The sequence below is a fragment of the Terrabacter aeriphilus genome, assembly GCF_039542985.1.
Lineage (GTDB): Bacteria > Actinomycetota > Actinomycetes > Actinomycetales > Dermatophilaceae > Terrabacter > Terrabacter aeriphilus.
On sequence record NZ_BAABIW010000014.1, the window covers coordinates 157,893 to 184,492 of the forward strand.

At 70.9% G+C, this 26,600-nt stretch carries 21 protein-coding genes; 16 read left to right on the forward strand and 5 right to left on the reverse strand.

The genetic code is table 11. The annotated features are described in order from the left end of the window. Positions 1–3: 3 nt before the first annotated feature. From rplA to ABD979_RS09940, 3 genes are all read left to right on the forward strand, one after another. A complete protein-coding gene (gene rplA, locus ABD979_RS09930) occupies positions 4–720 on the forward strand; it encodes a 50S ribosomal protein L1 (protein WP_345507311.1) in 717 nt (238 codons plus the stop codon). 152 nt (positions 721–872) lie between these two features. Then, a complete protein-coding gene (ggt, locus tag ABD979_RS09935; protein WP_425583953.1) occupies positions 873–2,807 on the forward strand; it encodes a gamma-glutamyltransferase in 1,935 nt (644 codons plus the stop codon). A 131-nt stretch (positions 2,808–2,938) separates the two neighbouring features. Beyond that, a complete protein-coding gene (locus ABD979_RS09940) occupies positions 2,939–4,147 on the forward strand; it encodes a thiolase family protein (protein WP_345507312.1) in 1,209 nt (402 codons plus the stop codon). Between the two features lie 39 nt (positions 4,148–4,186). On the opposite strand, the gene ABD979_RS09945 is transcribed toward ABD979_RS09940, so the two are convergent. Then, positions 4,187–5,095 carry a DUF3152 domain-containing protein gene (locus tag ABD979_RS09945; protein WP_345507313.1) on the reverse strand — a complete coding sequence of 303 codons (909 nt, stop codon included), beginning with the start codon at positions 5,093–5,095 and terminating at the stop codon, positions 4,187–4,189. A 392-nt stretch (positions 5,096–5,487) separates the two neighbouring features. On the opposite strand from ABD979_RS09945, the gene rplJ reads away from it, so the two are divergent. After that, complete coding sequence (rplJ, locus tag ABD979_RS09950; protein ID WP_345507314.1) at positions 5,488–6,075, forward strand: 50S ribosomal protein L10; 588 nt, start codon at positions 5,488–5,490, stop codon at positions 6,073–6,075. Between the two features lie 66 nt (positions 6,076–6,141). Further along, entirely contained in the window at positions 6,142–6,528 is a 387-nt protein-coding gene (rplL, locus tag ABD979_RS09955) for a 50S ribosomal protein L7/L12 (RefSeq protein ID WP_345507315.1), read from the forward strand. A gap of 157 nt (positions 6,529–6,685) precedes the next feature. Here rplL and ABD979_RS09960 read toward each other — a convergent pair whose 3' ends face one another. Together ABD979_RS09960 and ABD979_RS09965 are read right to left on the reverse strand one after the other, a co-directional pair. Continuing rightward, positions 6,686–7,813 carry a pyridoxal-phosphate-dependent aminotransferase family protein gene (locus tag ABD979_RS09960; protein ID WP_345507316.1) on the reverse strand — a complete coding sequence of 376 codons (1,128 nt, stop codon included), beginning with the start codon at positions 7,811–7,813 and terminating at the stop codon, positions 6,686–6,688. After that, the gene (locus ABD979_RS09965) at positions 7,813–9,204 is read right to left on the reverse strand and encodes an FAD-binding oxidoreductase (RefSeq protein ID WP_345507317.1); all 1,392 of its coding nucleotides are present in this window, start codon (positions 9,202–9,204) and stop codon (positions 7,813–7,815) included. The genes ABD979_RS09960 and ABD979_RS09965 overlap by 1 nt, the downstream gene beginning before the upstream one ends. Before the next feature lie 89 nt (positions 9,205–9,293). Here ABD979_RS09965 and ABD979_RS09970 point away from each other — a divergent pair, with 89 nt between their 5' ends. Further along, positions 9,294–10,343, forward strand: coding sequence for a hypothetical protein (locus ABD979_RS09970; RefSeq protein WP_345507318.1), 1,050 nt, complete (start codon positions 9,294–9,296; stop codon positions 10,341–10,343). Positions 10,344–10,408: 65 nt separating this feature from the next. Here the strand turns inward: ABD979_RS09970 and ABD979_RS09975 are convergent, their stop codons facing one another. Continuing rightward, positions 10,409–10,882: a DUF4178 domain-containing protein gene (locus ABD979_RS09975; RefSeq protein ID WP_345507319.1), complete on the reverse strand. Its 474-nt coding sequence runs from the start codon at positions 10,880–10,882 to the stop codon at positions 10,409–10,411. A gap of 179 nt (positions 10,883–11,061) precedes the next feature. Here ABD979_RS09975 and ABD979_RS09980 point away from each other — a divergent pair, with 179 nt between their 5' ends. From ABD979_RS09980 to ABD979_RS09990, 3 genes are read left to right on the forward strand one after another with little or no spacing between them, the layout of a single operon-like run. Then, positions 11,062–11,859, forward strand: coding sequence for an ABC transporter ATP-binding protein (locus ABD979_RS09980; protein WP_345507320.1), 798 nt, complete (start codon positions 11,062–11,064; stop codon positions 11,857–11,859). Continuing rightward, complete coding sequence (locus ABD979_RS09985; protein WP_345507321.1) at positions 11,856–12,818, forward strand: nitrilase-related carbon-nitrogen hydrolase; 963 nt, start codon at positions 11,856–11,858, stop codon at positions 12,816–12,818. Before ABD979_RS09980 ends, ABD979_RS09985 begins: the two co-directional genes overlap by 4 nt. Positions 12,819–12,841: 23 nt before the next feature. Beyond that, the gene (locus ABD979_RS09990; protein WP_345507322.1) at positions 12,842–13,852 is read left to right on the forward strand and encodes an agmatine deiminase family protein; all 1,011 of its coding nucleotides are present in this window, start codon (positions 12,842–12,844) and stop codon (positions 13,850–13,852) included. Between the two features lie 56 nt (positions 13,853–13,908). Here the strand turns inward: ABD979_RS09990 and ABD979_RS09995 are convergent, their stop codons facing one another. Further along, the gene (locus ABD979_RS09995; RefSeq protein ID WP_345507323.1) at positions 13,909–14,223 is read right to left on the reverse strand and encodes a DUF4282 domain-containing protein; all 315 of its coding nucleotides are present in this window, start codon (positions 14,221–14,223) and stop codon (positions 13,909–13,911) included. On the opposite strand from ABD979_RS09995, the gene ABD979_RS10000 reads away from it, so the two are divergent. The 7 genes from ABD979_RS10000 to fusA all read left to right on the forward strand — a co-directional run bounded on the left by ABD979_RS10000 (position 14,222) and on the right by fusA (position 26,517). Continuing rightward, positions 14,222–14,404, forward strand: coding sequence for a hypothetical protein (locus ABD979_RS10000; RefSeq protein ID WP_345507324.1), 183 nt, complete (start codon positions 14,222–14,224; stop codon positions 14,402–14,404). The genes ABD979_RS09995 and ABD979_RS10000 overlap by 2 nt on opposite strands. 504 nt (positions 14,405–14,908) lie before the next feature. After that, positions 14,909–18,391: a DNA-directed RNA polymerase subunit beta gene (gene rpoB, locus ABD979_RS10005; RefSeq protein WP_425583954.1), complete on the forward strand. Its 3,483-nt coding sequence runs from the start codon at positions 14,909–14,911 to the stop codon at positions 18,389–18,391. 122 nt (positions 18,392–18,513) lie between these two features. Continuing rightward, complete coding sequence (locus ABD979_RS10010; protein ID WP_345507326.1) at positions 18,514–22,410, forward strand: DNA-directed RNA polymerase subunit beta'; 3,897 nt, start codon at positions 18,514–18,516, stop codon at positions 22,408–22,410. Between the two features lie 112 nt (positions 22,411–22,522). Continuing rightward, positions 22,523–23,053 (forward strand): hypothetical protein, encoded by a 531-nt coding sequence (locus tag ABD979_RS10015; RefSeq protein ID WP_345507327.1) that lies wholly within the window; start codon positions 22,523–22,525, stop codon positions 23,051–23,053. Positions 23,054–23,425: 372 nt separating this feature from the next. After that, positions 23,426–23,800 carry a 30S ribosomal protein S12 gene (gene rpsL, locus ABD979_RS10020; RefSeq protein WP_020143255.1) on the forward strand — a complete coding sequence of 125 codons (375 nt, stop codon included), beginning with the start codon at positions 23,426–23,428 and terminating at the stop codon, positions 23,798–23,800. Next, positions 23,800–24,270, forward strand: coding sequence for a 30S ribosomal protein S7 (rpsG, locus tag ABD979_RS10025; RefSeq protein ID WP_345507328.1), 471 nt, complete (start codon positions 23,800–23,802; stop codon positions 24,268–24,270). Before rpsL ends, rpsG begins: the two co-directional genes overlap by 1 nt. A gap of 129 nt (positions 24,271–24,399) precedes the next feature. After that, positions 24,400–26,517 carry an elongation factor G gene (gene fusA, locus ABD979_RS10030; protein WP_345507329.1) on the forward strand — a complete coding sequence of 706 codons (2,118 nt, stop codon included), beginning with the start codon at positions 24,400–24,402 and terminating at the stop codon, positions 26,515–26,517. Positions 26,518–26,600 lie beyond the last annotated feature (83 nt).

A 26,600-nucleotide genomic window follows, 5' to 3' on the forward strand; every position in this document is an offset into this window, starting at 1 on the left:
AACATGAAGCGCAGCAAGAACTACCGCGCAGCCGCCGAGCTCATCGCGCCCGGCAAGGTCTACGCCCCCCTCGAGGCCGTCCGCGTCGCGAAGCAGACCGCCAAGGCCAAGTACGACGAGACCGTCGAGGTCGCCATGCGCCTCGGTGTCGACCCGCGCAAGGCCGACCAGGCCGTCCGCGGCACGGTCAACCTGCCGCACGGCACGGGCAAGACCGCCCGCGTCCTCGTCTTCGCCAACGGCGACAAGGCCGAGGCCGCCCGTGAGGCCGGCGCCGACCACGTCGGCTCGGACGACCTGCTCGAGAAGGTGCAGGGCGGCTGGCTCGACTTCGACGCCGTCGTCGCGACCCCCGACCTCATGGGCAAGGTCGGTCGTCTGGGCAAGGTGCTCGGCCCGCGTGGCCTCATGCCGAACCCGAAGACCGGCACCGTGACGATGGACGTGGCCAAGGCCGTCACCGACATCAAGGGCGGCAAGATCGAGTTCCGCGTCGACAAGCACGCGAACCTCCACTTCATCATCGGCAAGGCCAGCTTCGACGAGACGAAGCTCGTCGAGAACTACGCGGCCGCGCTCGAGGAGATCCTGCGTCTCAAGCCGTCCAGCTCCAAGGGCCGCTACATCGAGAAGGCCACCATCAGCACGACGATGGGCCCGGGCATCCCGCTCGACTTCTCCAAGACGCGCAACCTCCTCGTCGAGGAGGAGCAGGCCTGACCGCCTGACACCCGCTCGTGCAGAGCCCGCCACCTCGCAAGGGGTGGCGGGCTCTCGCGCGTCCGCGGCGGGCCGCCGCCCCCGCCGGGCCCGCGGAATCTCGCTGGGTCGCTCGCCCCGATCGGCCCCGGGGGCGGCAGTACGGTCGGGAGATGAGTCGTTCCAGCGCACGCACCACGACACGATCCCGTTGGGTCCTCGGCGCCCTCGTCGTCGGACTCCCGCTCTCGCTCCTGCCCGCCACGGCGACCGCCGGCGCGACGCCGGCACCCACGCCCTCACCCGCGCCGTCGTCCAGCGCGTCCACGTCCCGGCACGGCGGCGGGTGGCACGGCCACCCGACCGACCTGCCGAAGGTGCCGGTCATGAAGGGCGGCGGCGGGGCCGTCAGCTCCGTCGACCGCGACGCCTCCCAGGTCGGCATCGACGTGCTCCGGCGCGGGGGCAACGCCGCCGACGCGGCCGTCGCCACCGCGGCCGCCCTCGGCGTGACCGAGCCCTACAGCACCGGCATCGGCGGCGGCGGGTTCCTCGTCTACTACGACGCCAGGGCTCGCCGGGTCAGCACCATCGACGGGCGCGAGACGGCGCCGGCCACCTTCACCTCGAAGAGCTTCACCGACCCGAGCACCGGCAAGGCCCTGGACTTCACCACCGTCGTCAACAGCGGCCTGTCGGTCGGGGTGCCCGGCACCCCCGCCCTGTGGGCCAAGGCGCTGCGTGACCACGGCACGCTCTCGCTCAACCGGGCCCTCGCGCCCGCCGAGCAGCTCGCGCGCCAGGGTTTCGTCGTCGACCAGACCTTCGCCGACCAGACCGCCGCGAACGCGGCGCGCTTCTCGGTCTTCCCCGAGACCGCGCGCGTCTTCCTCCGTGACGGCAAGGCGCCCGCGGTCGGCTCGACCTTCCGCAACCCCGACATGGCCAAGGCCTACCGCACGCTGCGCACGCAGGGCGTCTCGGCGCTCTACGCCGGCTCGATGGGCCGGGCCGTCGTGGCCGAGTCGCGGTCGCCGCACACCGACGGCAGCTCCGTCATGGGCGGCCAGCTGACGATGCGCGACCTTCGCGCCTACCGGGCCCTCACCAAGGCGCCGATCCACTCGAGCTACAAGGGCTTCGACGTCTTCGGGATGCCGGTGCCGAGCTCGGGCGGCATCGCGGTGGCCGAGATCCTCAACCTCATGCGGGCCTACGAGAAGGCGACGGGCGTGCGGACGAGCGCGCTGAGCGAGGCCGACTACCTGCACCGCTTCTCCGAGGCCTCGGCGACCGCGTTCGCCGACCGCAACCGCTGGGTCGGTGACGTGCCCGGCGTGCCGGTGCGCCAACTGACGAGCCCGGCCTTCGCGGCCGAGCGGGCCTGCCTCTTCGACCCGGCCAAGGCGCAGCCGCGCCCGATCCCGTTCGGCTCGCCCGACGGCCGCTACACCTCGTGCGCGCCGGGCAAGGCCGCCCAGCCGGAGCCCTACGAGGGCCTCTCGACCTCGCACCTGACGGTCATGGACCGGTGGGGCAGCGTCGCCAGCTACACCCTGACCATCGAGCAGACCGGCGGGTCCGGCATCACGGTGCCGGGCTACGGCTTCCTGCTCAACAACGAGCTCACCGACTTCAACTTCACGCCGCTCACCCCGGGTGTGCCCGACCCGAACCTGCCCGGCCCGGGCAAGCGCCCGCGGTCGTCGATGAGCCCGACGATCCTGCTCCACGAGGGCCGCCCGTTCCTCGCGGTGGGCTCGCCCGGTGGTGCCACGATCATCACCTCGACGAGCCAGACGATCCTCGGCTACCTCGACCGTCGCCTCTCGCTCGTCGACGCGATCCGCGCCCCGCGGCTCAGCTCGCGCAACGGCTCCAGCGAGGGTGCCGAGCCGCAGATCCTCGACGGGCCGGTCGGGGCCGCGCTGCGGGCCAAGGGCCACGTGCTGGCTCCCGGGGCGGCTGCTCCGGCGGTCAACGAGATCGGCGCCGTCACGGCGATCCGCTACCTCGGTCACGGCCGGTTCGAGGCCGCCGCCGAGACGACCCGCCGCGGGGGCGGGTCGGCGATGGTCGTCCAGCCCTCGCGTCACCAGCGGCACTGACGTCCCGCTGCCGGATGCCGTCCGGTGGGCCGCGTGCCCGCCGGACGGCATCCGTGCGTCCGGGCGGCGGTGGGCGAGGGATAGCCTGACCTCGCTCCTGCAGCCCGACGACGTGTGAAGAGGGATCCACCATGGCCGAGGCGTTCGTCTACGACGCCGTCCGCACCTCGTTCGGACGTTACGGCGGGGCCCTCGCCGGCATCCGGCCCGACGACCTCGCCGCGCACGTCCTGCGCGCGCTCGTCGACCGCGCGCCCGGGCTGCGCGACGGTGGGGCGGCGCAGGTCGACGAGGTGGTGCTCGGCAACGCCAACGGCGCGGGGGAGGAGAACCGCAACGTCGCGCGCATGGCCGCGCTGCTCGCCGGCCTGCCGACCTCGGTGCCCGGCTCGACGGTGAACCGCCTCTGCGGCTCGAGCCTCGACGCGGCGATCGTCGGCTCGCGCCAGATCGCGACCGGGGAGGCCGACGTCGTGGTCGTCGGCGGTGTCGAGTCGATGAGCCGGGCGCCGTGGGTGCTCCCCAAGACCGAGAAGCCCTACCCGGCAGGCGATCTCGGGCTCGTCTCGACGACCCTGGGCTGGCGGCTCGTCAACCCGGCCATGCCGGGGGAGTGGACCGTCTCGCTCGGCGAGGCGACCGAGCAGCTGCGCGGGGAGCGCGGTGTCACCCGCGAGCGGCAGGACGCCTTCGCCGCGCGGTCGCACCGCCTGGCCGCGCAGGCGTGGGACTCCGGCTTCTACGACGACCTCGTCGTGCCCGTGCCCGGCGTCGAGCTCGCCCGCGACGAGTCGATCCGCCCGGACACCGACGAGGCCCGGCTCGCCACCCTGCGCACCGTCTTCCGCCGTGCCGACGAGGGCGGCACCGTGACCGCCGGCAACGCCTCGCCGCTCAACGACGGCGCGTCGGCGGTGCTGCTCGGCAGCGAGCGTGCCCACGGACTGCTCGGCCTCGACCCGCTCGCACGCGTGGCGGGCCGCGGGGCGAGTGCCCTCGAGCCGCAGCGCTTCGGCTACGCCCCCGTCGCCGCGGCGCAGCAGGCGCTCGAGCGCGCCGGCATCGACTGGTCGGACGTCGCCGCGATCGAGCTCAACGAGGCGTTCGCGGCACAGTCGCTGGCCTGCCTCGACGCCTGGCCCGTCGACCCGGAGATCGTCAACCGCCACGGCGGCGCCATCGCCCTCGGGCACCCGCTCGGTGCCTCGGGCGGCCGGGTGCTCGGCACGCTCGCCCGCGACCTGCAGCGCAGCGGGGAGCGCTGGGGCCTCGCGTGCATCTGCATCGGCGTCGGCCAGGGCCTCGCCGTCGTCCTCGAGAACGTCACCCCGCGCCCCTGACCCGGCGAGTGGCCGGTCCGAGCGGGGGCGCGGTCACGCTCAGGCCGGCTTCGGCGTCGGCCAGGGCCAGGCCGTGCAGCCCTTGAGACCGTAGGTCTGCTGCATCATGACGGGCGCCACCTTGCCCGGGCCGCCGCAGTAGGCGTGCGCGTGACCGATGCCGTGGCCCACCTCGTGGTTGACGAGGTAGGTGCGGTAGCCGGCGACGTCGGAGCCGTAGGCCTCCGCGCCGAGCACCCAGCGGCGCAGGTTGAGCACGACCCGCCCGCTGTTGTGGCAGCTGACCTGGCCCCGCGTCTCGAGCGGGGCGCACAGCTTGTCGGTCGTCCTCGGGCTGGCGAGGGTGATCCGCAGGTCGACCGCCGCGCCGGCCGCCGCCGCGGCGGGCGACACGTCGACGAAGCGCACCCCGTCCCTGGCCTGCCAGCCGCGGGGGTCGGTCAGGACGGTGCCGACGGTCGACGCGAACTCGGCGGGACGCACGTCGACGCCGCCCTCGACCTCCACGGTGTAGCGCACGGTGCGTCCGCTCGTGGGCGCGGGCCGCAGGGCCGATGCCGGCATCGGCACGACCGTGAACCGGCCGTCACCCGCCTCCACCACGGCCCCCTTCGCGTCGCGGCCGTCGCCCGTGCCGGAGGTGGACGTCGCCTTCTGGGGGGAGGTGCCGGCGGACGACCCCGCGCCCACCTGGGAGTCGGTCGCGGCGTCGGGCACGCGCTCGACCTCGGCGAGCGAGGCCGCCGGGCCGGTTCCCACGCCGAGCGCCAGCCGCCCGCTGCGGGCGAAGGGGCCGGGTTCGGTCGCCTCGCGGGCGCCGGCCCACGTCACCGCCCACACGTCCACCACGACGCAGAGGACGACGGCAGCACCCGCCGCCACCCTGCGCCGGCGCACGGCCGTCCACGAGGTCTGGGGCGGGCGAGCGACCGCACTGCCCCTCACCATGCGCTCCACGCTAGGTCACCCGTGCGGCAAAGGCGAGGACCCGGGCCGCGGACGCCGCCTCGCTGTGACGACGGTGTCGGCGGGCTGTCCGGTCCGTCCCCCGATGCCCGCTCTGCGCCCGCCCAGCGCCCGGCCGGCCGTCCCGATTTGGTCTGGCCGGGCCCAGCCCGTATTCTCGGTGTCGACCAATGACCGCCGGTTGGAGGACGTGGGCGACCACGACCTCTCGAAGGTTCCGCACGATGCGGGCAGCCAGCGCAGGACACTCAGCCTCACGGCATACGTGATCGTATGCCGCTGCGAGCCCCGAGCGCCCTGCGCCGGGGCTCTTTTCGTGCCGGCCCTCCGGGACACCTCCGCCCGGCGTCACCACGCAAGGGAAGGAGGCCCAGATGGCGAACGCCGAGAAGGACGTTGCCATTGCCGAGATCACGGACAAGCTCCGTGAGTCCGGTGCGGCCGTTCTCACCGAGTACCGCGGTCTGACCGTGGCTCAGCTCTCGCAGCTGCGCAGCTCGATCCGGGAACACGCCACCTACGCCGTGGTCAAGAACACGCTCACGGAGCGCGCCGCCAAGGAGGCCGGGATCACGGCCTTCGACGGCCACCTCCAGGGCCCGTCGGCCATCGCCTTCATCACCGGTGACCCGGTCGAGGCGGCCAAGGGTCTGCGTGACTTCGCCAAGGCAAACCCCCTCCTCGTGATCAAGGCTGGCGTCCTCGACGGCAAGACCTTGAGCGCCGAGGAGATCACGAAGCTCGCGGACCTCGAGTCCCGCGAGGTTCTGCTGGCCAAGCTGGCGGGTGCCATGAAGGGCTCCCTCACCAAGGCCGCCTACCTCTTCGTCGCTCCTCTGTCGCAGACGGCCCGCGTGGTCGACGCCCTGCGCCAGAAGGTCGAGGCGCAGGGTCCCGCCACGGAGGCCGCTCCGGCTGCCGAGGCAACCACCGACGTCGCCGAGGGTGGCGACGAGAGCTGACGCCCTCCGGCGTCCGCTCGATTCATCAAACAGCCACTCACGGCAAGCAACAGGAAGGAAGCCATCATGGCGAAGCTCAGCACCGACGAGCTCCTTGACGCCTTCAAGGAGATGACCCTCATCGAGCTCTCCGAGTTCGTGAAGCAGTTCGAGGAGACCTTCGAGGTCACCGCTGCTGCCCCCGTCGCCGCCGCTCCCGCGGCCGGTGCCGGTGGCGCTGCCCCCGCCGAGGAGGAGGAGAAGGACTCGTTCGACGTCGTTCTCACCGCCGCCGGTGACAAGAAGATCCAGGTCATCAAGGAGGTCCGCGCGCTCACGAGCCTCGGCCTCAAGGAGGCCAAGGACCTCGTCGACGGCGCCCCCAAGCCCGTTCTCGAGGGTGTCGACAAGGCTGCGGCCGAGAAGGCCAAGGAGCAGCTCGAGGGCGCCGGCGCGTCCGTCGAGCTCAAGTGATCTGACCCGGCAGGCTCACGCCGGCCGGGATCACTGCTCCACCGCGAAGGCGGGTCCGACCACTGGTCGGGCCCGCCTTCGCCGTTCTCGCCCCCGGGTCGTGGTGATGCGTCGCGGCATGCGGTCGCACCTCACCTCGACCCGGCCGGTGGGCGGCTCAGGCGGCGTGGGCCAGGGCGTCCTTCACAGCGGCGAGGACGAGGGCCACGCGGTCCGGGCGGGCGTTGTGCCCCATCAGCCCGATGCGCCAGACGGTCGAGGCGAACCGCCCGACGCCGGCGCCGATCTCCATGTCGTGCCGCTCGAGCAGGTAGCGCCGCACGGCCGCCGAGTCGACGCCGTCGGGCACCCGCACGGTGGTCAGCTCGGGCAGGCGGGCGCCCTCCTGGGCGAAGAGCGTCAGGCCCATCTCCTCGAGGCCCTCCTGCAGCAGGCGGCCGGCCTCGGCGTGGCGGTCCCACACCTTCTCGAGGCCCTCGTCGGCGATGCGCCGCAGGCCGGCGTGCAGGCTGGCCACCATCGCGGTCGGGGCCGTGTGGTGGTAGGTGCGCTGGCCGCTGCCGGCGGTCTCGCCGACGTAGCCGCCGAGCAGGCCGAGGTCGAGGTACCACGACGACGGCTTCTCGACCCGCCGGGCGAAGGCGCGGTCGTTGATCGTGAACGGCGCGAGGCCGGGCGCCACCCCGAGGCACTTCTGCGTGCCGGCGTAGCCGATGTCGATGCCCCAGTCGTCGGCCCGCAGCTCGATGCCGGCGATGCTCGTCACGGCGTCGACGAGCAGCAGGGCGTCGCCCTTGACCGCACCGAGCGCGGCGATGTCGGAGCGCACGCCCGTGGAGGTCTCGGCGTGCACCGCGGCGATGATCGCCGGTGACGGGTGGGCCGCGGCCACGCGCTCGGCGTCGACCGGGGTGCCCCACTCGTGGTCGACGCGCACGACCTCGGCGCCGTGGCGTCCGGCCACGTCGACCATGCGTTCGCCGAAGAGCCCGTTGACCGCCACGACGACGACGTCGCCGGGGGAGACGGTGTTGACGAACGCCGCCTCCATGCCCGCCGACCCGGTGGCCGAGATCGGCAGGGTGCGGCGGTTGTCGGTGCCCCACACGTGGCGCAGCAGGTCGCACGTCTCGTCCATGACGGCGAGGAAGTCGGGGTCGAGGTGGCCGAGGAGCGGCGCAGCGAGCGCGAGCGTCGCCTCGGGGTAGGGGTTGCACGGCCCCGGGCCGAAGAGGTGTCGCTCGGCGATGGGGCGCGAGCTCGTGGTGGGCGTCGACGAGGTCATCAGAATCCTGCTCCCGGGTTGAGGATGCCCTGCGGGTCGAGGGCCGACTTGATGCGGTGGGTGAGGGCCATGACGTCCGGGCCCAGCTGGTCGGGCAGGGCGGCGCGCTTGAGGCGGCCGATGCCGTGCTCGCCCGTGATGGTGCCGCCGAGGCCGATCGCCAGACCCATGACCTCCGAGAAGGCCTGTGCCGCGCGGTCCTTCGCGGCGGCGTCACCGGCGGGGTAGACGATGACGGGGTGGGTGTTGCCGTCGCCGGCGTGGGCGACGACGGGGATCTCGACGTCGTGCCGGCGTGAGATCTCGGTGATGCCGGTCAGCAGCTCGGGCAGCCGCGGCACGGGCACGCCGACGTCCTCGAGCATGATCGCCCCGCGCCGCTCGATGGCGACGATGGCGGCGCGGCGCGCGGCGACGAACATCTCGCCCTCGGCGGCATCCGTCGTCGTGAAGCACTCGCGCGCCCCGCCGGCCTCGCAGAGCGTCTCCATCGCCGCGATCTCCTCGCCGCGCGCGGCCCCGGGCGCGTCCGACTGCGCGAGCAGCATCGCGCCGGCCCCGCGGTCGAGCCCCATGCTGCGGTGGTCCTCGACGGCGTTGATCGAGGCGTGGTCCATCAGCTCCATCATCGAGGCCCGCAGCGTGTTGCCGATCGCGACGACGACCCGCGCCGCGTCCTCGACGGTGTCGAAGGTGGCGACGAGGGTCGCGGGCGGCGCCTGTGCCGGCACGAGCCGCAGCGTCGCGCGCGTGACGACGCCGAGCGTGCCCTCGCTGCCGACGAAGAGCTTCACGAGCGAGAGCCCGGCCGTGTCCTTGACCCGCTGGCCGCCGAGGTGCACGAGGGTGCCGTCGGCGAGCACGACGTCGAGGCCGAGGACGTAGTCGGTCGTCACGCCGTACTTGACGCAGCAGAGCCCCCCGGCGTTGGTGGCGACGTTGCCGCCGATCGAGCAGATCTCGAACGACGACGGGTCGGGCGGGTACCAGAGGCCGTGCTCCGCCGCCGCCCGCCTCACCTCGACGTTGAGCGCACCGGCCTCGACGACGGCGGTGCGCGTGGCCGGGTCGACCTCCACCGCGCGCAGGCGTTCGAGGCTGAGCACGACGCACCCGTCGATCGCGTTCGACCCGCCGGAGAGACCGCTGCCCGCACCGCGCGGCACGACGGGGATGCCGTGCGCGCCCGCCCAGCGCACCGTGGCCTGCACGTCGGCCGCGGTCTGCGCGCGGACGACGGCGAGCGGCGTGCCCGCCCCGGCGTCCGCGGTGTAGTCGAACCGGTAGGCCGCCACGCTGTCGGCCCCGGTCAGCAGGGCACCGGGCGTCACGGTCGCGGCCAGGTCGTCGAGCGCCTGCAGGTCGGGAGCGTCCTTGCCCACTGTCGTCACCGCCCCACCGTAACCACCGCCGGGCCCGGATGCCGTCCGAGGGTGTGGGCGACGAGCCGCGCCGCACCGTGCCGGGTAGGTTTGCCGGCATGGGATGGCTGTCGCGCACCAGCAGCAAGGCGTCGGACGATCAGGTCGGGCCCCAGCCTGCGCCCACCGAGCCCGCGCCGACCGCGCCGACCGCGCCGACCGCGCCGACCGCGCCGACCGCGCCGACGGCGCCGCCGGCCGACGGGCCCGGGTCGGCGGGGGGCCAGGCGGTGGGTCGGTACGGGCCGCTCGTCTGCGTGACGCGCTTCGACGTGGCCGCGCCCGAGCTCGAGTGGCAGCTGCCCCTCAACGGCGAGCTCTACCGCGTCATGCCCGGCTCCGACCGCCCCGACTACTCGCTGCTCGTGCTCGAGCGGCCGCTGCACTTCTACCCGACGCAGGGCTTCGACCTGGCCCGGGTCGAGGCGGCGCAGCAGGTGCAGGACCGCAAGGGCCGCACCATGGTGCGCGTGCACGCGCTGCTGCTGTGCTCGCGCTTCGTCGGCGAGCAGCTGCACCCGGGCATGCGTGACCTCGCGGTCAACCTCGCCTACGTCGTCGACAACTCGCTCGCCCGCGACGCCGAGGTCGACTTCGCCAAGATCGAGTTCGCCGCCACCGGCTTCCTCAGCGAGGGGCACGCCCCGCGTGCCGGCGAGGCGGAGGCCCCGGCGCCGACCGAAGCCGACTCACCCGCCGACGCACCGGCCGACGCACCTGCCGACGCTCCAGGGGCGACGGATGTCCCCGCCGACCCCGCCGCCGCGGACGGTCACGCCGACGCGGAGCCGGCCACCCGGCATACGGCCGCGGAGGTGTTCGAGGCGGTGGCAGCGACGCTGCGCGAGGGCGTCGCGGCGCAGCGCGGTGAGCCCGTGGCGCGGATGACGGCTGCGCTGACGCTCGACGAGGGCCATCGGCTGACGGGGCTCTCCGGCAACGCCGACGGCCAGCCACCGGCGCCGACCCCCGAGACCTTCGAGCGCATCGGCGAGCTGCTCGCCGGCCTCTCGGGGCTGGGTGCGCAGGGGCGCGTGGCCGCCGTCACCCTGCGGGTCGACGGCGACGCCGTGACGCACGAGGTCACCCGCACGCACGAGCCGTCCTGACCGAGCCGTCCTGACCGAGCGGTCCTGACGGAGCCGTCCTGACCGAGCCGTCCTGACGGGACCGTTCAGCCGGGGAGGTCGTGGTAGGCCTGCACGGCCGCCGGGTCGACCCGGGTGCCCGTGCTCAGCTCCCACATGGCGCCGTCCCAGCTCTCGAAGACGAGCACGTCGCTCTCGCCGCACGTGTACTCCACGAAGTCGCAGCTGCCCACCGGTCCGGTGCCGGTGTTGCCCGCCGCGGCGTAGGTCGCCGTGGTCGCCTCGTCGAGCACCCAGTCGCGGCCGTCGAGGGTGAGCCCCTCGAGGTCGGGCTCGGCGACGAGGTCGTGCCGGGTCGTCCATTCGATGACGGTGTCGCGCCCGCGCGGGCGGATCGCCACCCACTCGCGCGTGCCGGCGCGCTCGCCCTCGACGCAGTGCTCGCTCCAGTTCCGCCCCGCGCTCGTGAGGCGCAGCGTGCCGAGCACCCGGCGGGGCCGCCCCGCGACCTCGACCACGGCGCCGGGCGCGACCTGGGAGGCCAGCAGCTGGGCGCGCATGCATCCTCCAGGTCGCTTGCCGTCCGGCCGCCCGGCAGGGCGACCACGTGGGCCCAACCCTAGAGGCGGACCGGGCCCAGCGGCTGAAGACCGTGCGAACTCGCGCGTAACTTCCCTCGCGCGACCTCGTTTCCCCCGTAGCCGAGTCGAGACGGCCAGGAAGACGCAGGTGCAGCCACATGGGTGTGGAGAACGTGGTCACGGGACTGACGAAGACCTTCGGGTCGCAGACGATCTGGCGGGACGTGACGCTCACGCTGCCGGCCGGGGAGATCTCCGTCATGCTCGGCCCGTCGGGCACCGGCAAGTCGGTCTTCCTCAAGACGCTCGTCGGGCTGCTCAAGCCGGATGCCGGCTCGATCGTCATCGACGGCCGTGACCTGACGAGGATGCGCGAGGCGGACCTCTACGAGGTGCGCCAGCTCTTCGGCGTGCTCTTCCAGGACGGGGCGCTCTTCGGCTCGATGACCCTCTACGACAACGTCGCCTTCCCGCTGCGCGAGCACACGAGGAAGCCCGAGGCGCAGATCCGACGCATCGTCACGGAGAAGATGGAGCTCGTCGGCCTCTCCGGCGCCGAGGGCAAGCTGCCCGGCGAGATCTCGGGCGGCATGCGCAAGCGCGCCGGCCTCGCCCGCGCCCTCGTGCTCGACCCCGAGATCCTGCTCATCGACGAGCCGGACTCGGGCCTCGACCCCGTGCGCACGAGCTACATCACCCAGCTCTTCATCGACCTCAACGCGCAGATCGACGCGACGTTCCTCATCGTCACGCACGACATCAACGCGGCCCGCACGGTGCCCGACAACATCGGCGACGACCACCGCCCAGCCCGCGCCGGCCATCGACCAGAACCGCGTCATCGCCACGATGCGCAAGGTCGGGCAGCGGCGGCTCGTCAGCGACCTGACGGCATACTGACCCTCGCCGGTCCGCCTCGGAAGGTGGCTCCGGTGGGTGCATACTGCACGCTGTGAAGCTCATCCAGGCCAATGGTGTCCCCGAGTCCCTCGCCCGCGTCGACCAGCCGGACACCGCGCCCGTCCGCGTCGGCGTCGTCCAGCACGAGTGGACCGACGACCCCGCCGCGCTCGTCGAGACCCTGCGTGACGGCATCCGCACGGCCGCCGAGGCGGGCGCGCGGATCGTCTTCCTGCCCGAGCTGACGCTGTCGCGCTACCCGGCCGACAGGCTGCCCGAGGGCACGCCCGCGGAGCTCGCCGAGGACCTCGAGACGGGGCGCACCGTCTCCTTCGCCCGCGACGCGGCGCGCGACTTCGGCGTGCACGTGCACGCCTCGCTCTACGAGCGGGCCGACGAGGGCGACGGGCTCGGCTTCAACACCGCCGTCGTCGTGGCGCCCGACGGGCAGGTCGTGGCCCGCACCCGCAAGACCCACATCCCCGTGACGGCCGGCTACTACGAGGACCGCTACTTCCGCCCCGGCCCGCCCGCCGACGCCTACCCGGTCGTCACGCTCGACGAGCCGGGCGTGCGCCTCGGGCTGCCGACGTGCTGGGACGAGTGGTTCCCCGAGGTGGCGCGCCTCTACTCCCTCGCCGGCGCCGAGGTGCTCTGCTACCCGACGGCCATCGGCTCCGAGCCCGACCACCCCGACTTCGACACCCAGCCGCTCTGGCAGCAGGTCATCGTCGGCAACGGCATCGCCAACGGCCTGTTCATGGTCGTGCCCAACCGCTTCGGCACCGAGGGCCTGATCACCTTCTACGGCAGCTCGTTCGTCTCCGACCCCTACGGCCGCATCCTCGTGCAGGCGCCGCGCGACGAGGCCGCCGTGCTCGTCGCCGACCTCGACCTCGCGCAGCGCCGTGACTGGCTCGAGCTCTTCCCCTTCCTCGAGACCCGCCGCCCGGACTCGTATGCCGCCCTCACCGCCCCCGTGCGCGACGAGCACCGGCGCCGGGCCGAGCAGTGAGCGACGCCGCCCCGGCGTGGGTCATGCCGTCCGAGACGGCGCCGCACGACTGCACGTGGATGGCCTGGCCGAGCCAGGGCTACACCCTCGGCGACACCCCGGACGAGGTGGCCGCGGCACGCCGCACCTGGGCCGCGGTCGCGAACGCGGTCACCGCGTTCGAGCCGGTGCGCATGGTCGTCGTGCCCGCCGACGTCGAGGTCGCCCGGGCCCACCTGCACCCCGACGTCGAGATCGTCACCGCCGAGCTCGACGACGCGTGGATGCGCGACATCGGCCCGAGCTTCGTGCGCTCGGCCGACGGCACCCGGCTCGGCGCGGTCGACTGGGTCTTCAACGGCTGGGGCGCGCAGGCCTGGGCGTCGTGGGAGCACGACGCCCGCATCGGGGCCCTCGTCGGGGGCCTGGCCGGGGCGGAGGTCATCGGCTCGCCCCTCGTCAACGAGGGCGGCGGCATCCACGTCGACGGCCTCGGCACCGTGCTGCTCACCGAGACCGTCCAGCTCGACCCCGGCCGCAACCCGGGCCTGGCGCGCGCCGACGTGGAGGCCGAGCTGGCCCGCACCATCGGCGCCACGCACTGCGTGTGGCTCCCACGCGGCCTGACCCGCGACTACGACGAGTTCGGCACCCGGGGGCACGTCGACATCGTCGCGACGATCCCCAGCCCGGGCATCGTGCTGCTCCACGAGCAGCAGGACCCCGACCACCCCGACCACGCCGTGTCGCGCGCCCTCCGCGAGCTGCTCGAGGACGCCCGCGACGCCCGCGGGGAGCGGTTCGAGGTCGTCGGCGTGCCGGCGCCGCGCACCGTGGCCGACGCCGAGGGGCTGGTCGACTGGTCCTACATCAACCACCTCGTCGTCAACGACGGCGTCATCGCGTGCACCTACGGCGACGAGCACGACGACCGCGCCCTCGGGGTGCTCGCCGAGGCCTACCCGGGCCGCCGGGTGGTCGGGGTCGACGCGCGCCCGCTCTTCGACCGGGGCGGCGGCATCCACTGCATCACCCAGCAGCAGCCCGCCCTCTGACCCCGTGACCGTCGGGCGGGCACGCTCGTGTGCCCACCCGACGGCGGTGGTGCGGGTCAGGCCTGGGGGAGGCGCTTGTGGATGTCCTCGCTCATGCGCACGACCGAGAGGTAGAACTCGAGGGTCATGCGGATGACGGCGAGGTAGATGACGAGGAAGACCGGGCCGAGGATGAGCGCGGTCAGGCCGGTGCCGGCGCCCTGCGCGAAGCCGACGAAGACGAAGATCAGCCAGCTGACCACGAGCGCGACGGTGGCGAGCAGGTAGACGAAGCGCACGAGGATCGGCGTCACGAAGTTGGTGAAGCTGAAGTCGAAGAGCGCGTTGAAGAAGCCCGCGCCCTCCTTGGTCGGGTCCGGGATGCTCGACATGCCCGAGGGACCGGAGGGCGAGCCGGGGGCCGCGCCCGTCGCACCCGTGGGGGCCGCTGGGGGCGGCGGCGGGGGAGGCGTGCTCGAGCCGCCGGCGGGCGCGGGCGACGAGCTCGGCATCGGCGTCGTCGGGTCACCGCCGGGAGGTCGGTTGAAGGAGGGCTGCTCGGGCGGGTGCTGATCGGACATGGCGTGCCTCTCGCGACGAGGGTCATGGGTTGACCTGCTGCGTTCATGCTAGGGCGGCGGGCCGCCGTGGGATGCCGATCGCGGATGCCGGCCGTCGGCATCCGTGCAGGTCAGGGCCCTGTGGGGCGGTCGCGCCCGGCGTGTCGCGACGCGCCGTCGGCCGCGGCCCTTGACGCGGGGCCGGTTCGGGTCCATATTCGTCGCGTTCGCATGCGAGCCCCCGGTCCGGGGGGTGTGGCAGGTCAGACCACGGACGGCACGCCGGTTTCAACGACCGGCTTCGCCACCGTGGGAGAACTCCGCCCCTTGACCCGGCTGGACACTCCTGCCCTTTGTGGGTAGGCTAGGCCTTTGCGCTGCCCATGCCCTCCCTTCGCGACCTCCGTCGAGTCATCTCCCTGCCTTCCGGCAGGCGGCACGACCTCGGGACCCGCGAGCGGAGCCATGCGGCAACGCGGATCTGAAGATTCGAAAAAGGCCCGTGGAAGGACCCTCCTTGGCTGCCTCGCGTACTGCGACGAACATGTCCACTGCACAGACCCCTTCGGGGCGTCTGTCCTTCGCGAAGATTCGCGAACCACTCGAGGTCCCCGACCTCCTGGCGCTTCAGACGGAGAGCTTCGACTGGCTGCTCGGCAACGAGCGCTGGCAGGCTCGCGTCGCCGCGGCCAAGGCCGAGGGGCGCACCGACGTCCCGGACCGGTCCGGGCTCGAGGAGATCTTCGAGGAGATCTCGCCGATCGAGGACTTCAGCGGCTCGATGTCGCTGTCGTTCCGTGACCACCGCTTCGAGGAGACGCGCAAGACGATCGAGTCGTGCAAGGAGCGCGACCAGACCTACGACGCGCCCCTCTTCGTCACCGCCGAGTTCATGAACGCCCAGACGGGCGAGATCAAGAGCCAGACGGTCTTCATGGGCGACTTCCCGCTCATGACCGAGCGCGGCACCTTCATCATCAACGGCACCGAGCGTGTCGTCGTCAGCCAGCTCGTCCGCAGCCCGGGCGTCTACTTCGAGCGCACGCCCGACAAGACGTCCGACAAGGACATCTACACGGCGAAGATCATCCCGAGCCGTGGCGCCTGGCTCGAGTTCGAGATCGACAAGCGCGACATGGTCGGCGTCCGCGTCGACCGCAAGCGCAAGCAGTCGGTCACGGTGCTCCTCAAGGCCCTCGGCTGGACCGAGGCCCAGATCCTCGAGGAGTTCGGCGAGTTCGAGTCGATGCGCCTCACCCTCGAGAAGGACCACACGCAGGGCCAGGACGACGCGCTGCTCGACATCTACCGCAAGCTGCGCCCGGGCGAGCCGCCGACGAAGGAGGCCGCGCAGACGCTGCTCGACAACCTCTACTTCAACGGCAAGCGCTACGACCTCGCCAAGGTCGGCCGCTACAAGGTGAACAAGAAGCTCGGCCTCGACGCCTCGATCAACGACTCGACCCTGTCGATCGACGACATCGTCAAGACGATCAAGTTCATCGTGACGCTGCACGACGGCCAGGACTCGATGAAGGGCGTCAAGAACGCCGAGGAGATCGACGTCCGCGTCGAGGTCGACGACATCGACCACTTCGGCAACCGTCGCCTCCGCTCGGTCGGCGAGCTCATCCAGAACCAGGTCCGCACCGGCCTGTCCCGCATGGAGCGCGTCGTCCGCGAGCGCATGACCACGCAGGACGTCGAGGCGATCACCCCGCAGACCCTGATCAACATCCGCCCCGTGGTGGCCTCGATCAAGGAGTTCTTCGGCACCTCGCAGCTCTCCCAGTTCATGGACCAGAACAACCCGCTCGCGGGTCTGACGCACAAGCGTCGCCTCTCCGCGCTCGGCCCGGGTGGTATCTCCCGTGACCGTGCCCAGATGGAGGTCCGTGACGTCCACCCGTCGCACTACGGCCGCATGTGCCCGATCGAGACCCCGGAAGGCCCGAACATCGGCCTCATCGGCTCGCTCGCGTCCTACGGTCGGATCAACGCGTTCGGCTTCATCGAGACGCCGTACCGCAAGGTCACCGGCGGCCACGTGACCGACGACGTCGACTACCTGTCCGCCGACGAGGAGGACCGCTACGTCGTCGCCCAGGCGAACGCGCCGCTCGACAAGCAGAACAACTTCACCGAGGACCGCGTGCTCGTGCGCACCAAGGGTGGAGAGGTCGAGCTCGTGCCCGGCGAGGACGTCGACTACATGGACGTCTCGCCGCGCCAGATGGTCTCGGCCGCGACCGCGATGATCCCGTTCCTCGAGCACGACGACGCCAACCGTGCCCTCATGGGCGCGAACATGCAGCGCCAGGCCGTCCCGCTCGTCAAGAGCGAGGCGCCGATCGTCGGCACCGGCATGGAGTTCCGCGCCGCCCTCGACTCGGGCGACGTCGTCCGCGCCGAGAAGGCCGGTGTCGTCCAGGAGGTGTCGGCCGACCTCGTCACCGTCGCCAACGACGACGGCACGTACCAGACGTACCGCATCGCCAAGTTCGCGCGCTCCAACCAGGGCACCAGCTACAACCAGGTCGTCGTCGTCAACGAGGGCGACCGTCTCGAGGCCGGTGGCGTCATCGCCGACGGTCCCGCGACCGACGGTGGCGAGATGGCGCTCGGGCGCAACCTGCTCGTCGCGTTCATGTCGTGGGAGGGCCACAACTACGAGGACGCGATCATCCTCAGCCAGCGCCTGGTCCAGGACGACGTCCTCTCCTCGATCCACATCGAGGAGCACGAGGTCGACGCCCGCGACACGAAGCTCGGCCCGGAGGAGATCACGCGGGACATCCCGAACGTCTCCGAGGAGGTCCTCGCCGACCTCGACGAGCGCGGCATCATCCGCGTCGGCGCCGAGGTCCGCGACGGCGACCTGCTCGTCGGCAAGGTCACGCCCAAGGGTGAGACCGAGCTGACGCCGGAGGAGCGCCTGCTGCGCGCCATCTTCGGTGAGAAGGCCCGCGAGGTCCGCGACACGAGCCTCAAGGTGCCCCACGGCGAGACCGGCACGGTCATCGGCGTCAAGGAGTTCCGGGCCGACATGGGCGACGACCTGCCGCCCGGCGTCAACCAGCTCGTCCGCGTCTACGTCGCGAACAAGCGCAAGATCACCGACGGTGACAAGCTCGCCGGCCGTCACGGCAACAAGGGCGTCATCTCCAAGATCCTGCCGGTCGAGGACATGCCGTTCCTCGAGGACGGTACGCCGGTCGACGTCGTGCTCAACCCGCACGGTGTGCCGCGTCGTATGAACCTCGGCCAGATCCTCGAGCTCCACCTCGGCTGGGCTGCCAGCCGCGGCTGGAAGATCGAGGGGAACCCGGAGTGGGCCAAGGAGATCGCCCCCGACGCGCACGAGGCCCCCGCGGGCTCGCGCGTGGCGACGCCGGTCTTCGACGGTGCCTCCGAGGACGTCGTGACGGGTCTGCTCGACTCGACGCTGAAGACGCGCGACGGTGTGCGCCTCATCGACTCCTCGGGCAAGACGCGCCTCTTCGACGGCCGCTCCGGCGAGCCGTTCCCGGAGCCCGTCGCGGTCGGCTACATGTACATCCTCAAGCTCCACCACCTCGTCGACGACAAGATCCACGCTCGCTCGACGGGTCCCTACTCGATGATCACCCAGCAGCCGCTCGGCGGTAAGGCCCAGTTCGGTGGCCAGCGCTTCGGTGAGATGGAGGTCTGGGCCCTCGAGGCGTACGGCGCCGCCTACACGCTCCAGGAGCTGCTGACGATCAAGTCGGACGACGTTCCCGGCCGCGTGAAGGTCTACGAGGCCATCGTCAAGGGCGAGAACATCCCCGACTCGGGCATCCCGGAGTCGTTCAAGGTCCTCCTCAAGGAGATGCAGTCCCTGTGTCTCAACGTCGAGGTCCTGAGCAGCGACGGCACCACGATCGAGATGAAGGAGTCCGACGAGGAGGTCTTCCGCGCGGCGGAGGAGCTCGGCATCGACCTGAGCCGGCGCGAGCCGTCCAGCGTCGAAGAGGTCTGAGAAGGCCACCCCACGACAAGCGGTGCGTATGCCGCTGGGCCCGCTCGGCGGCATACGCACCCTCGTCAACGAACACCACTCAGACCTATTGACTCAACGAGAGTTACGAGAGAAGGAACCACGTGCTCGACGTCAACTTCTTTGACGAGCTGCGCATCGGCCTCGCCACCGCCGACTCCATCCGCCAGTGGAGCCACGGTGAGGTCAAGAAGCCCGAGACCATCAACTACCGCACCCTGAAGCCGGAGAAGGAGGGCCTGTTCTGCGAGCGCATCTTCGGCCCGACCCGCGACTGGGAGTGCAACTGCGGCAAGTACAAGCGCGTCCGCTTCAAGGGCATCATCTGTGAGCGCTGTGGCGTCGAGGTCACCCGCGCCAAGGTGCGTCGTGAGCGGATGGGCCACATCGAGCTCGCCGCCCCCGTCACCCACATCTGGTACTTCAAGGGCGTGCCGAGCCGCCTCGGCTACCTGCTCGACCTCGCCCCGAAGGACCTCGAGAAGGTCATCTACTTCGCGGCCTACATGATCACGTCCGTCGACGACGACCAGCGCCACGCTGACCTGCCGTCGCTCGAGGCGCAGATCCAGGTCGAGAAGAAGGAGATCCAGAACCGTCGCGACGCCGACGTCGAGTCCCGCGCGCAGCTGCTCGAGCGCAACGTCGCCGAGCTCGAGGCCGAGGGTGCCAAGGCCGACGCCAAGCGCAAGGTCCGCGACCAGGCCGAGCGCGAGATGAACAACATCCGCAAGCGGGCCGACCAGCTGGTCGAGCGCCTCGAGCAGGTCTGGGACCGGTTCAAGAACCTCAAGGTCCAGGACCTCGAGGGCGACGAGATCCTCTACCGCGAGATGCGTGACCGCTTCGGTCTCTACTTCGAGGGCGGCATGGGCGCCGCGGCGATCCAGAAGCGCCTCGAGTCCTTCGACCTCGACGCCGAGGCCGAGCTGCTCCAGGAGATCATCGCCACCGGCAAGGGCATGAAGAAGACCCGCGCCATCAAGCGCCTCAAGGTCGTCAACGCCTTCCAGATGACGACGAACCACCCGTCGGGCATGGTCCTCGACGCGATCCCGGTCATCCCGCCGGACCTGCGCCCGATGGTGCAGCTCGACGGTGGCCGCTTCGCGACCTCGGACCTCAACGACCTCTACCGTCGCGTCATCAACCGCAACAACCGCCTCAAGCGACTGCTCGACCTCGGCGCGCCCGAGATCATCGTCAACAACGAGAAGCGGATGCTGCAGGAGGCCGTCGACAGCCTCTTCGACAACGGCCGTCGTGGCCGCCCCGTGACGGGCCCCGGCAACCGTCCGCTCAAGTCGCTCTCCGACATGCTCAAGGGCAAGCAGGGCCGGTTCCGCCAGAACCTGCTCGGCAAGCGCGTCGACTACTCCGGCCGTTCGGTCATCGTCGTCGGCCCGCAGCTCAAGCTGCACCAGTGCGGTCTGCCCAAGCAGATGGCGCTCGAGCTGTTCAAGCCGTTCGTGATGAAGCGCCTCGTCGACCTCGACCACGCGCAGAACATCAAGTCGGCCAAGCGCATGGTCGAGCGCGCGCGCCCGGTCGTGTGGGACGTCCTCGAAGAGGTCATCACGGAGCACCCGGTGCTGCTCAACCGCGCACCCACGCTGCACCGTCTCGGCATCCAGGCGTTCGAGCCCCAGCTCGTCGAGGGCAAGGCCATCCAGATCCACCCGCTCGTCTGCTCGGCGTTCAACGCCGACTTCGACGGTGACCAGATGGCCGTCCACGTGCCGCTGTCGGCGGAGGCGCAGGCCGAGGCCCGCATCCTCATGCTGTCGAGCAACAACATCCTGAAGCCGGCCGACGGTCGCCCCGTGACCATGCCGACCCAGGACATGATCACCGGCATCTACCACCTCACCGACGCCGTCGACGGCGGCGGTCCGGGTGCAGGTCGCGCGTTCTCGTCCCCGTCGGAGGCCCGCATGGCCTTCGACCGTGGCGAGATCCTGCTCGGTTCGGCGATCAAGCTGCGCCTGACCGACTCGGTGCCCCCGGCCGGCTACGTGCTGCCCGAGGGTGTCGAGGCCGGCGAGGACGGCATCGTCGCGAGCCTCACGCTCGAGACGACGCTCGGCCGCGCGATCTTCAACGACACGCTGCCGCTCGACTACCCGTTCGAGAACGGTGCGGTCGACCGCAAGCGCCTGTCGGCGATCGTCAACGACCTCGCGGAGCGCTACTCCAAGGTCCAGGTCGCCGCGTCGCTCGACGCCCTCAAGGAGGCCGGTTTCCACTGGTCGACCCGCTCGGGCTGCACCGTCTCGATCGCCGACGTCATCACGCCGGACAACAAGTCGGTCATCCTCGAGGGCTACGAGACGAAGGCCGCCAAGGTCCAGACGCAGTACGAGCGTGGCCTCATCACCGACGACGAGCGCCGCCAGGAGCTCGTCGAGATCTGGACGCAGGCCTCCAACCAGGTCGCCAAGGAGATGGAGACCAACTTCCCGCGCACGAACCCCATCTACCGGATGGTGTCCTCGGGTGCTGGTGGAAACTGGTTCCAGATCCGTCAGATCGCCGGCATGCGAGGCCTGATGGCCAACCCGAAGGGCGAGATCATCCCGCGCCCGATCAAGGCGAACTTCCGTGAGGGCCTCACGGTGCTCGAGTTCTTCATCTCGACGCACGGTGCCCGTAAGGGTCTGGCCGACACGGCGCTCCGTACCGCCGACTCGGGCTACCTGACGCGTCGTCTCGTCGACGTGTCGCAGGACGTCATCATCCGTGAGGACGACTGCGGCACCGAGCGTGGCCTCAAACTGCCGATCGCCCAGGTCAACGAGACCACGGGCACGCGTGCGCCGAGCGAGGTCGTCGAGGCCTCGGTCTACGCCCGCACGCTGGCCGAGGACGTCGTCGTCGACGGCGAGACCCTCGCCGTCGCCGGCATCGACCTCGGTGACGTCGTCATCGACGCGCTCTACGCGGCCGGTGTCGACGAGGTGCGGATCCGTTCGGTCCTCACCTGCGACAGCAAGGTCGGCACCTGCGCGGCCTGCTACGGCCGCTCGCTCGCGACGGGCAAGCTCGTCGACATCGGCGAGGCCGTCGGCATCATCGCGGCCCAGTCGATCGGTGAGCCCGGCACGCAGCTGACGATGCGTACCTTCCACACCGGTGGTGCGGCTGCGGCCGACGACATCACCCAGGGTCTGCCGCGTGTCGTCGAGCTGTTCGAGGCCCGCACCCCCAAGGGTGTGGCCCCGATCGCCGAGGCCACCGGCCGCATCGAGATCGAGGACACCGACAAGGCGCGTCGCATCCTGCTCACGCCGGACGACGGCTCCGAGCAGCACGCGTACCCGGTCAGCAAGCGCTCGCGCCTGCTCGTCGGTGACGGCGACCACGTCGAGGTCGGCACCAAGCTGGTCCAGGGCGCGATCGACCCCAAGCAGGTCCTTCGCATCCTCGGCCCGCGCGCTGCGCAGAAGCACCTGGTGGACGAGGTCCAGCGCGTGTACCGCCAGCAGGGTGTATCGATCCACGACAAGCACATCGAGGTCATCGTGCGCCAGATGCTGCGTCGCGTGACGATCATCGAGGCCGGCGACGCCGACCTGCTGCCCGGCGAGCTCGCCGAGCGCGGTCGCTTCGAGGACGAGAACCGTCGCGTCATGGCCGAGGGTGGCCGTCCGGCCGCCGGTCGTCCCGAGCTCATGGGCATCACCAAGGCCTCGCTCGCGACCGAGTCGTGGCTCTCGGCTGCGTCCTTCCAGGAGACGACCCGCGTGCTCACGCAGGCCGCCATGGAGGCCAAGTCGGACCCGCTCCTCGGGCTCAAGGAGAACGTCATCCTCGGAAAGCTCATCCCTGCCGGCACGGGCCTGCCCCGCTACCGGAACGTCAAGGTGGAGCCGACCGAAGAGGCCAAGGCCGCGATGTACTCCCTGCCCAACTACGACGCCTACGACTACGCAGGCTTCGGCACGGGCAGCGGCGAGGCGATCCGCCTCGACGACGAGGCGCTCGGACTCGACCAGTTCTGACCGGCACCGGTCACCCACGGGTGACCTGAGCCGACGGACCGCGGACCGGCCCGGTTCCCCCTCGGGGGAGCCGGGCCGGTTCGTCGTCCCGTCCCGTCGATAGGGTGGTGCCATGACCGAGCCCACCGCCGAGGTGCCCCCCGCGCCCGAACCCGCCGACGGCCCCACGCCGACGATCATCGTGCTCACCGAGGAGGCGCTGCGCCCGGTCGACGTCGACAAGATCGTCGGCCTGCACGAGGACGAGGCCGCCACCTACCGGGTGCTCGTCCCGGCCGACACCGACCGCAACCTGCTCAGCTCCTTCCTCAACCACCTCAGCCTCCTCGAGATGCGTGAGGCCCTCGAGACCCTGCGCCCCGTCGACCGCGCCGAGGCGCGCACCGACGCCGACACCGCCCTCGCGCGCACCCTCGCCGAGTTCGAGCGCCACGAGGTCGTCGTCACGGGTGAGATCACCGCCGACGACCCGATGCCCACGCTCGTGGAGGAGGTGGGCCGGCTCGACGCGCGCGAGGTCGTCGTCGTCACCGAGCCGCACGCGGTCGAGGACACCTTCCACACCGACTGGGCCTCGCGGGCCCGCGAGGCGCTCGGCGTGCCGGTGCTGCACATGTATGCCGGCGACTGGCGCCTCGGCTGAGCGACGGCGTCCCGCGTCGGCCCAGCGACGGCATACCGCATCGGCCCTCGACAGCGTGCGCTATCCGATTTGGTCGGCGTGCCGCGCCCCGGTACGCTTGAACACTGTGTCTGAGACATGCGCTCAGGCATGTGCGACGACGGCCCCGGTGCCCTGTCTGCCCGCTCGCGCGGGACGGCATCACTGCGGTCCACGAGCAGCCCTCCCGCCGGGCACCCCTTCCCTCCGACCGCCCTCCGGGCGCCGGGACGGCAGGGGAGTGCAGGGGGGAGAACCGGATCCGACACACCCGACCTCGGGGGTCAAGGGTCCGAACAGCCAAGGAGCCGACTCCGGTCGGCCGACAACGAGCAACGTTATGGAGTAACCAGGTTGCCTACCATCAACCAGCTGGTCCGCAAGGGCCGCCAGGACAAGGCCAGCAAGGCCAAGACCCCGGCGCTCAAGGGCTCGCCCCAGCGCCGCGGCGTGTGCACCCGCGTGTACACGACCACCCCCAAGAAGCCGAACTCGGCCCTGCGCAAGGTCGCCCGTGTGCGCCTCAGCTCCGGCATCGAGGTCACGGCCTACATCCCGGGCGTCGGCCACAACCTGCAGGAGCACTCGATCGTGCTCGTGCGCGGTGGTCGTGTGAAGGACCTCCCCGGTGTGCGCTACAAGATCGTCCGCGGCACGCTCGACACCCAGGGTGTCAAGAACCGCAAGCAGGCTCGTAGCCGTTACGGCGCGAAGAAGGAGAAGAGCTGATGCCTCGTAAGGGACCCGCTCCGAAGCGTCCGCTCGTCGTCGACCCGGTCTACGCCAGCCCGCTCGTCACGCAGCTCGTCAACAAGATCCTCCTCGACGGCAAGAAGTCGATCGCCGAGACGATCGTCTACGGCGCCCTCGAGGGCGTCCGCGTCAAGACCGGCACCGACCCCGTGCCCACGCTCAAGCGTGCGCTCGACAACGTCAAGCCGGCCATGGAGGTCAAGAGCCGCCGCGTCGGTGGCGCCACCTACCAGGTGCCGATCGAGGTCAAGCCGGGCCGCAGCACGACGCTCGCCCTGCGCTGGCTCGTCGGCTACTCCCGTCAGCGTCGCGAGAAGACGATGACCGAGCGCCTGATGAACGAGATCCTCGACGCGAGCAACGGCCTCGGTGCCGCTGTCAAGCGCCGCGAGGACACCCACAAGATGGCCGAGTCGAACAAGGCCTTCGCGCACTACCGCTGGTGACCAGCGGCCCGGTCGGTGTGCCGGGGCACCCCTCACGGCACACCGACCGGGCACGCGCCCACCCGTCGCACGACGGGCACACGGCGCCCACGATTTTCACTCCACGACGAATGAGACGAGAAACCTGACGTGGCACTCGACGTCCTGACGGACCTCAAGAAGGTCCGCAACATCGGCATCATGGCGCACATCGACGCTGGCAAGACCACGGTGACGGAGCGCATCCTCTTCTACACCGGTGTCAACCACAAGATCGGTGAGACCCACGACGGTGCGTCGACGACCGACTGGATGGAGCAGGAGAAGGAGCGCGGCATCACGATCACGTCTGCCGCCGTGACCTCCTTCTGGGAAGGCACCCAGGTCAACATCATCGACACCCCCGGACACGTGGACTTCACGGTCGAGGTCGAGCGCTCGCTGCGCGTCCTCGACGGTGCCGTCGCGGTGTTCGACGGCAAGGAGGGTGTCGAGCCCCAGTCCGAGACGGTGTGGCGCCAGGCCGACAAGTACGACGTGCCGCGCATCTGCTTCGTCAACAAGATGGACAAGCTCGGCGCCGACTTCTACTTCACCGTGCAGACGATCAAGGACCGCCTCGGCGCGGAGCCGCTCGTCATGCAGCTCCCGATCGGTGCCGAGAACGACTTCCTCGGTGTCATCGACCTCGTCTACATGCGTGCCCTCGTGTGGCCCGGCGACGCCAAGGGCGACGTGACCATGGGTGCGAAGTACGAGATCGCCGAGATCCCTGCCGACCTGCAGGCGAAGGCCGAGGAGTACCGCACGGCCCTCGTCGAGCGCGTGGCCGAGGCCGACGACGAGCTCATGGAGAAGTACCTCGGTGGCGAGGAGCTGACCCCGGAGGAGATCAAGGGCGGCATCCGCAAGCTCACGGTCAACTCCGAGCTCTACCCCGTCTTCTGCGGCTCCGCGTTCAAGAACCGCGGCGTCCAGCCGATGCTCGACGCGGTCGTCGACTACCTCCCGTCGCCGCTCGACGTGCCCCCGATGATCGGCCACAAGCCCGGCGACGAGACCGTCGAGCTGACGCGTGCGCCCAGCAAGGACGAGCCGTTCTCGGCCCTCGCCTTCAAGGTCGCCACGCACCCGTTCTTCGGCACGCTGACCTTCATCCGCGTCTACTCGGGCCACATCAGCTCGGGCACGAGCGTCATCAACTCGACCAAGGGTCGCAAGGAGCGCATCGGGAAGCTCTTCCAGATGCACGCCAACAAGGAGAACCCCGTCGAGGAGGCCATGGCCGGCCACATCTACGCGGCCATCGGCCTCAAGGACACGACGACCGGTGACACCCTGTCGGACCTCAACGAGCAGATCGTGCTCGAGTCGATGACCTTCCCGGACCCCGTGATCCAGGTCGCCATCGAGCCCAAGACGAAGGGCGACCAGGAGAAGCTCGGCACGGCCATCCAGAAGCTCTCGGCCGAGGACCCGACCTTCCAGGTCCACCACGACGAGGACACCGGCCAGACGATCATCGCCGGCATGGGCGAGCTGCACCTCGACATCCTGGTCGACCGCATGAAGCGGGAGTTCAAGGTCGAGGCCAACGTCGGCAAGCCGCAGGTGGCCTACCGCGAGACGATCCGTCGCGCCGTGCTCAAGTACGACTACACGCACAAGAAGCAGACGGGTGGCTCCGGCCAGTTCGCCAAGGTGCAGGTCACCTTCGAGCCGCTGGGCGAGACCGAGGACGGCTCGATGTACGAGTTCGTCAACGGTGTCACCGGTGGCCGCGTGCCGCGTGAGTACATCCCGTCGGTCGACGCCGGCATCCAGGACGCCATGCAGTACGGCGTGCTCGCCGGCTACCCCCTCGTGGGCATCAAGGCGACCCTGAACGACGGCGCCTACCACGACGTCGACTCCTCGGAGATGGCGTTCAAGATCGCCGGCTCGATGGTCCTCAAGGAGGCCGTCCGCAAGGCCGACCCGGTCCTGCTCGAGCCGATGATGGCCGTCGAGGTGCGCACGCCCGAGGACTACATGGGCGAGGTCATCGGCGACATCAACTCCCGCCGTGGCCAGATCCAGGGCATGGAGGACATCAGCGGCGCCAAGGTCGTTAAGGGCCTCGTCCCGCTGTCCGAGATGTTCGGCTACGTCGGCGACCTGCGTTCCAAGACGCAGGGTCGCGCGAGCTTCTCCATGGAGTTCGACTCCTACGCAGAGGTCCCCAAGGCTGTCGCCGAGGAGATCATCAAGAAGACCCGCGGGGAGTGACTGCGGGACATCCCGTAGTCTCTTCCATCGGAAACCACCCCATCGCGCCACGTCCTGCCCTGGTCGTACGGCGTAACACACAA

Coding starts and splice junctions, on each gene's coding strand:
- rplJ (WP_345507314.1), top strand. CDS start 5,488: ATGGCGAACGCCGAGAAGGACGTTGCCATTGCCGAGATCACGGACAAG.
- ABD979_RS09975 (WP_345507319.1), bottom strand. CDS start 10,882: ATGCGCGCCCAGCTGCTGGCCTCCCAGGTCGCGCCCGGCGCCGTGGTC.
- rplA (WP_345507311.1), top strand. CDS start 4: ATGAAGCGCAGCAAGAACTACCGCGCAGCCGCCGAGCTCATCGCGCCC.
- rplL (WP_345507315.1), top strand. CDS start 6,142: ATGGCGAAGCTCAGCACCGACGAGCTCCTTGACGCCTTCAAGGAGATG.
- ABD979_RS09940 (WP_345507312.1), top strand. CDS start 2,939: ATGGCCGAGGCGTTCGTCTACGACGCCGTCCGCACCTCGTTCGGACGT.
- ABD979_RS09960 (WP_345507316.1), bottom strand. CDS start 7,813: ATGACCTCGTCGACGCCCACCACGAGCTCGCGCCCCATCGCCGAGCGA.
- rpsG (WP_345507328.1), top strand. CDS start 23,800: ATGCCTCGTAAGGGACCCGCTCCGAAGCGTCCGCTCGTCGTCGACCCG.
- ABD979_RS10000 (WP_345507324.1), top strand. CDS start 14,222: ATGCCCGAGGGACCGGAGGGCGAGCCGGGGGCCGCGCCCGTCGCACCC.
- ABD979_RS09995 (WP_345507323.1), bottom strand. CDS start 14,223: ATGTCGAGCATCCCGGACCCGACCAAGGAGGGCGCGGGCTTCTTCAAC.
- ABD979_RS09945 (WP_345507313.1), bottom strand. CDS start 5,095: ATGGTGAGGGGCAGTGCGGTCGCTCGCCCGCCCCAGACCTCGTGGACG.
- ABD979_RS10015 (WP_345507327.1), top strand. CDS start 22,523: ATGACCGAGCCCACCGCCGAGGTGCCCCCCGCGCCCGAACCCGCCGAC.
- ggt (WP_425583953.1), top strand. CDS start 873: ATGAGTCGTTCCAGCGCACGCACCACGACACGATCCCGTTGGGTCCTC.
- ABD979_RS09990 (WP_345507322.1), top strand. CDS start 12,842: ATGCCGTCCGAGACGGCGCCGCACGACTGCACGTGGATGGCCTGGCCG.
- ABD979_RS09980 (WP_345507320.1), top strand. CDS start 11,062: ATGGGTGTGGAGAACGTGGTCACGGGACTGACGAAGACCTTCGGGTCG.
- ABD979_RS09970 (WP_345507318.1), top strand. CDS start 9,294: ATGGGATGGCTGTCGCGCACCAGCAGCAAGGCGTCGGACGATCAGGTC.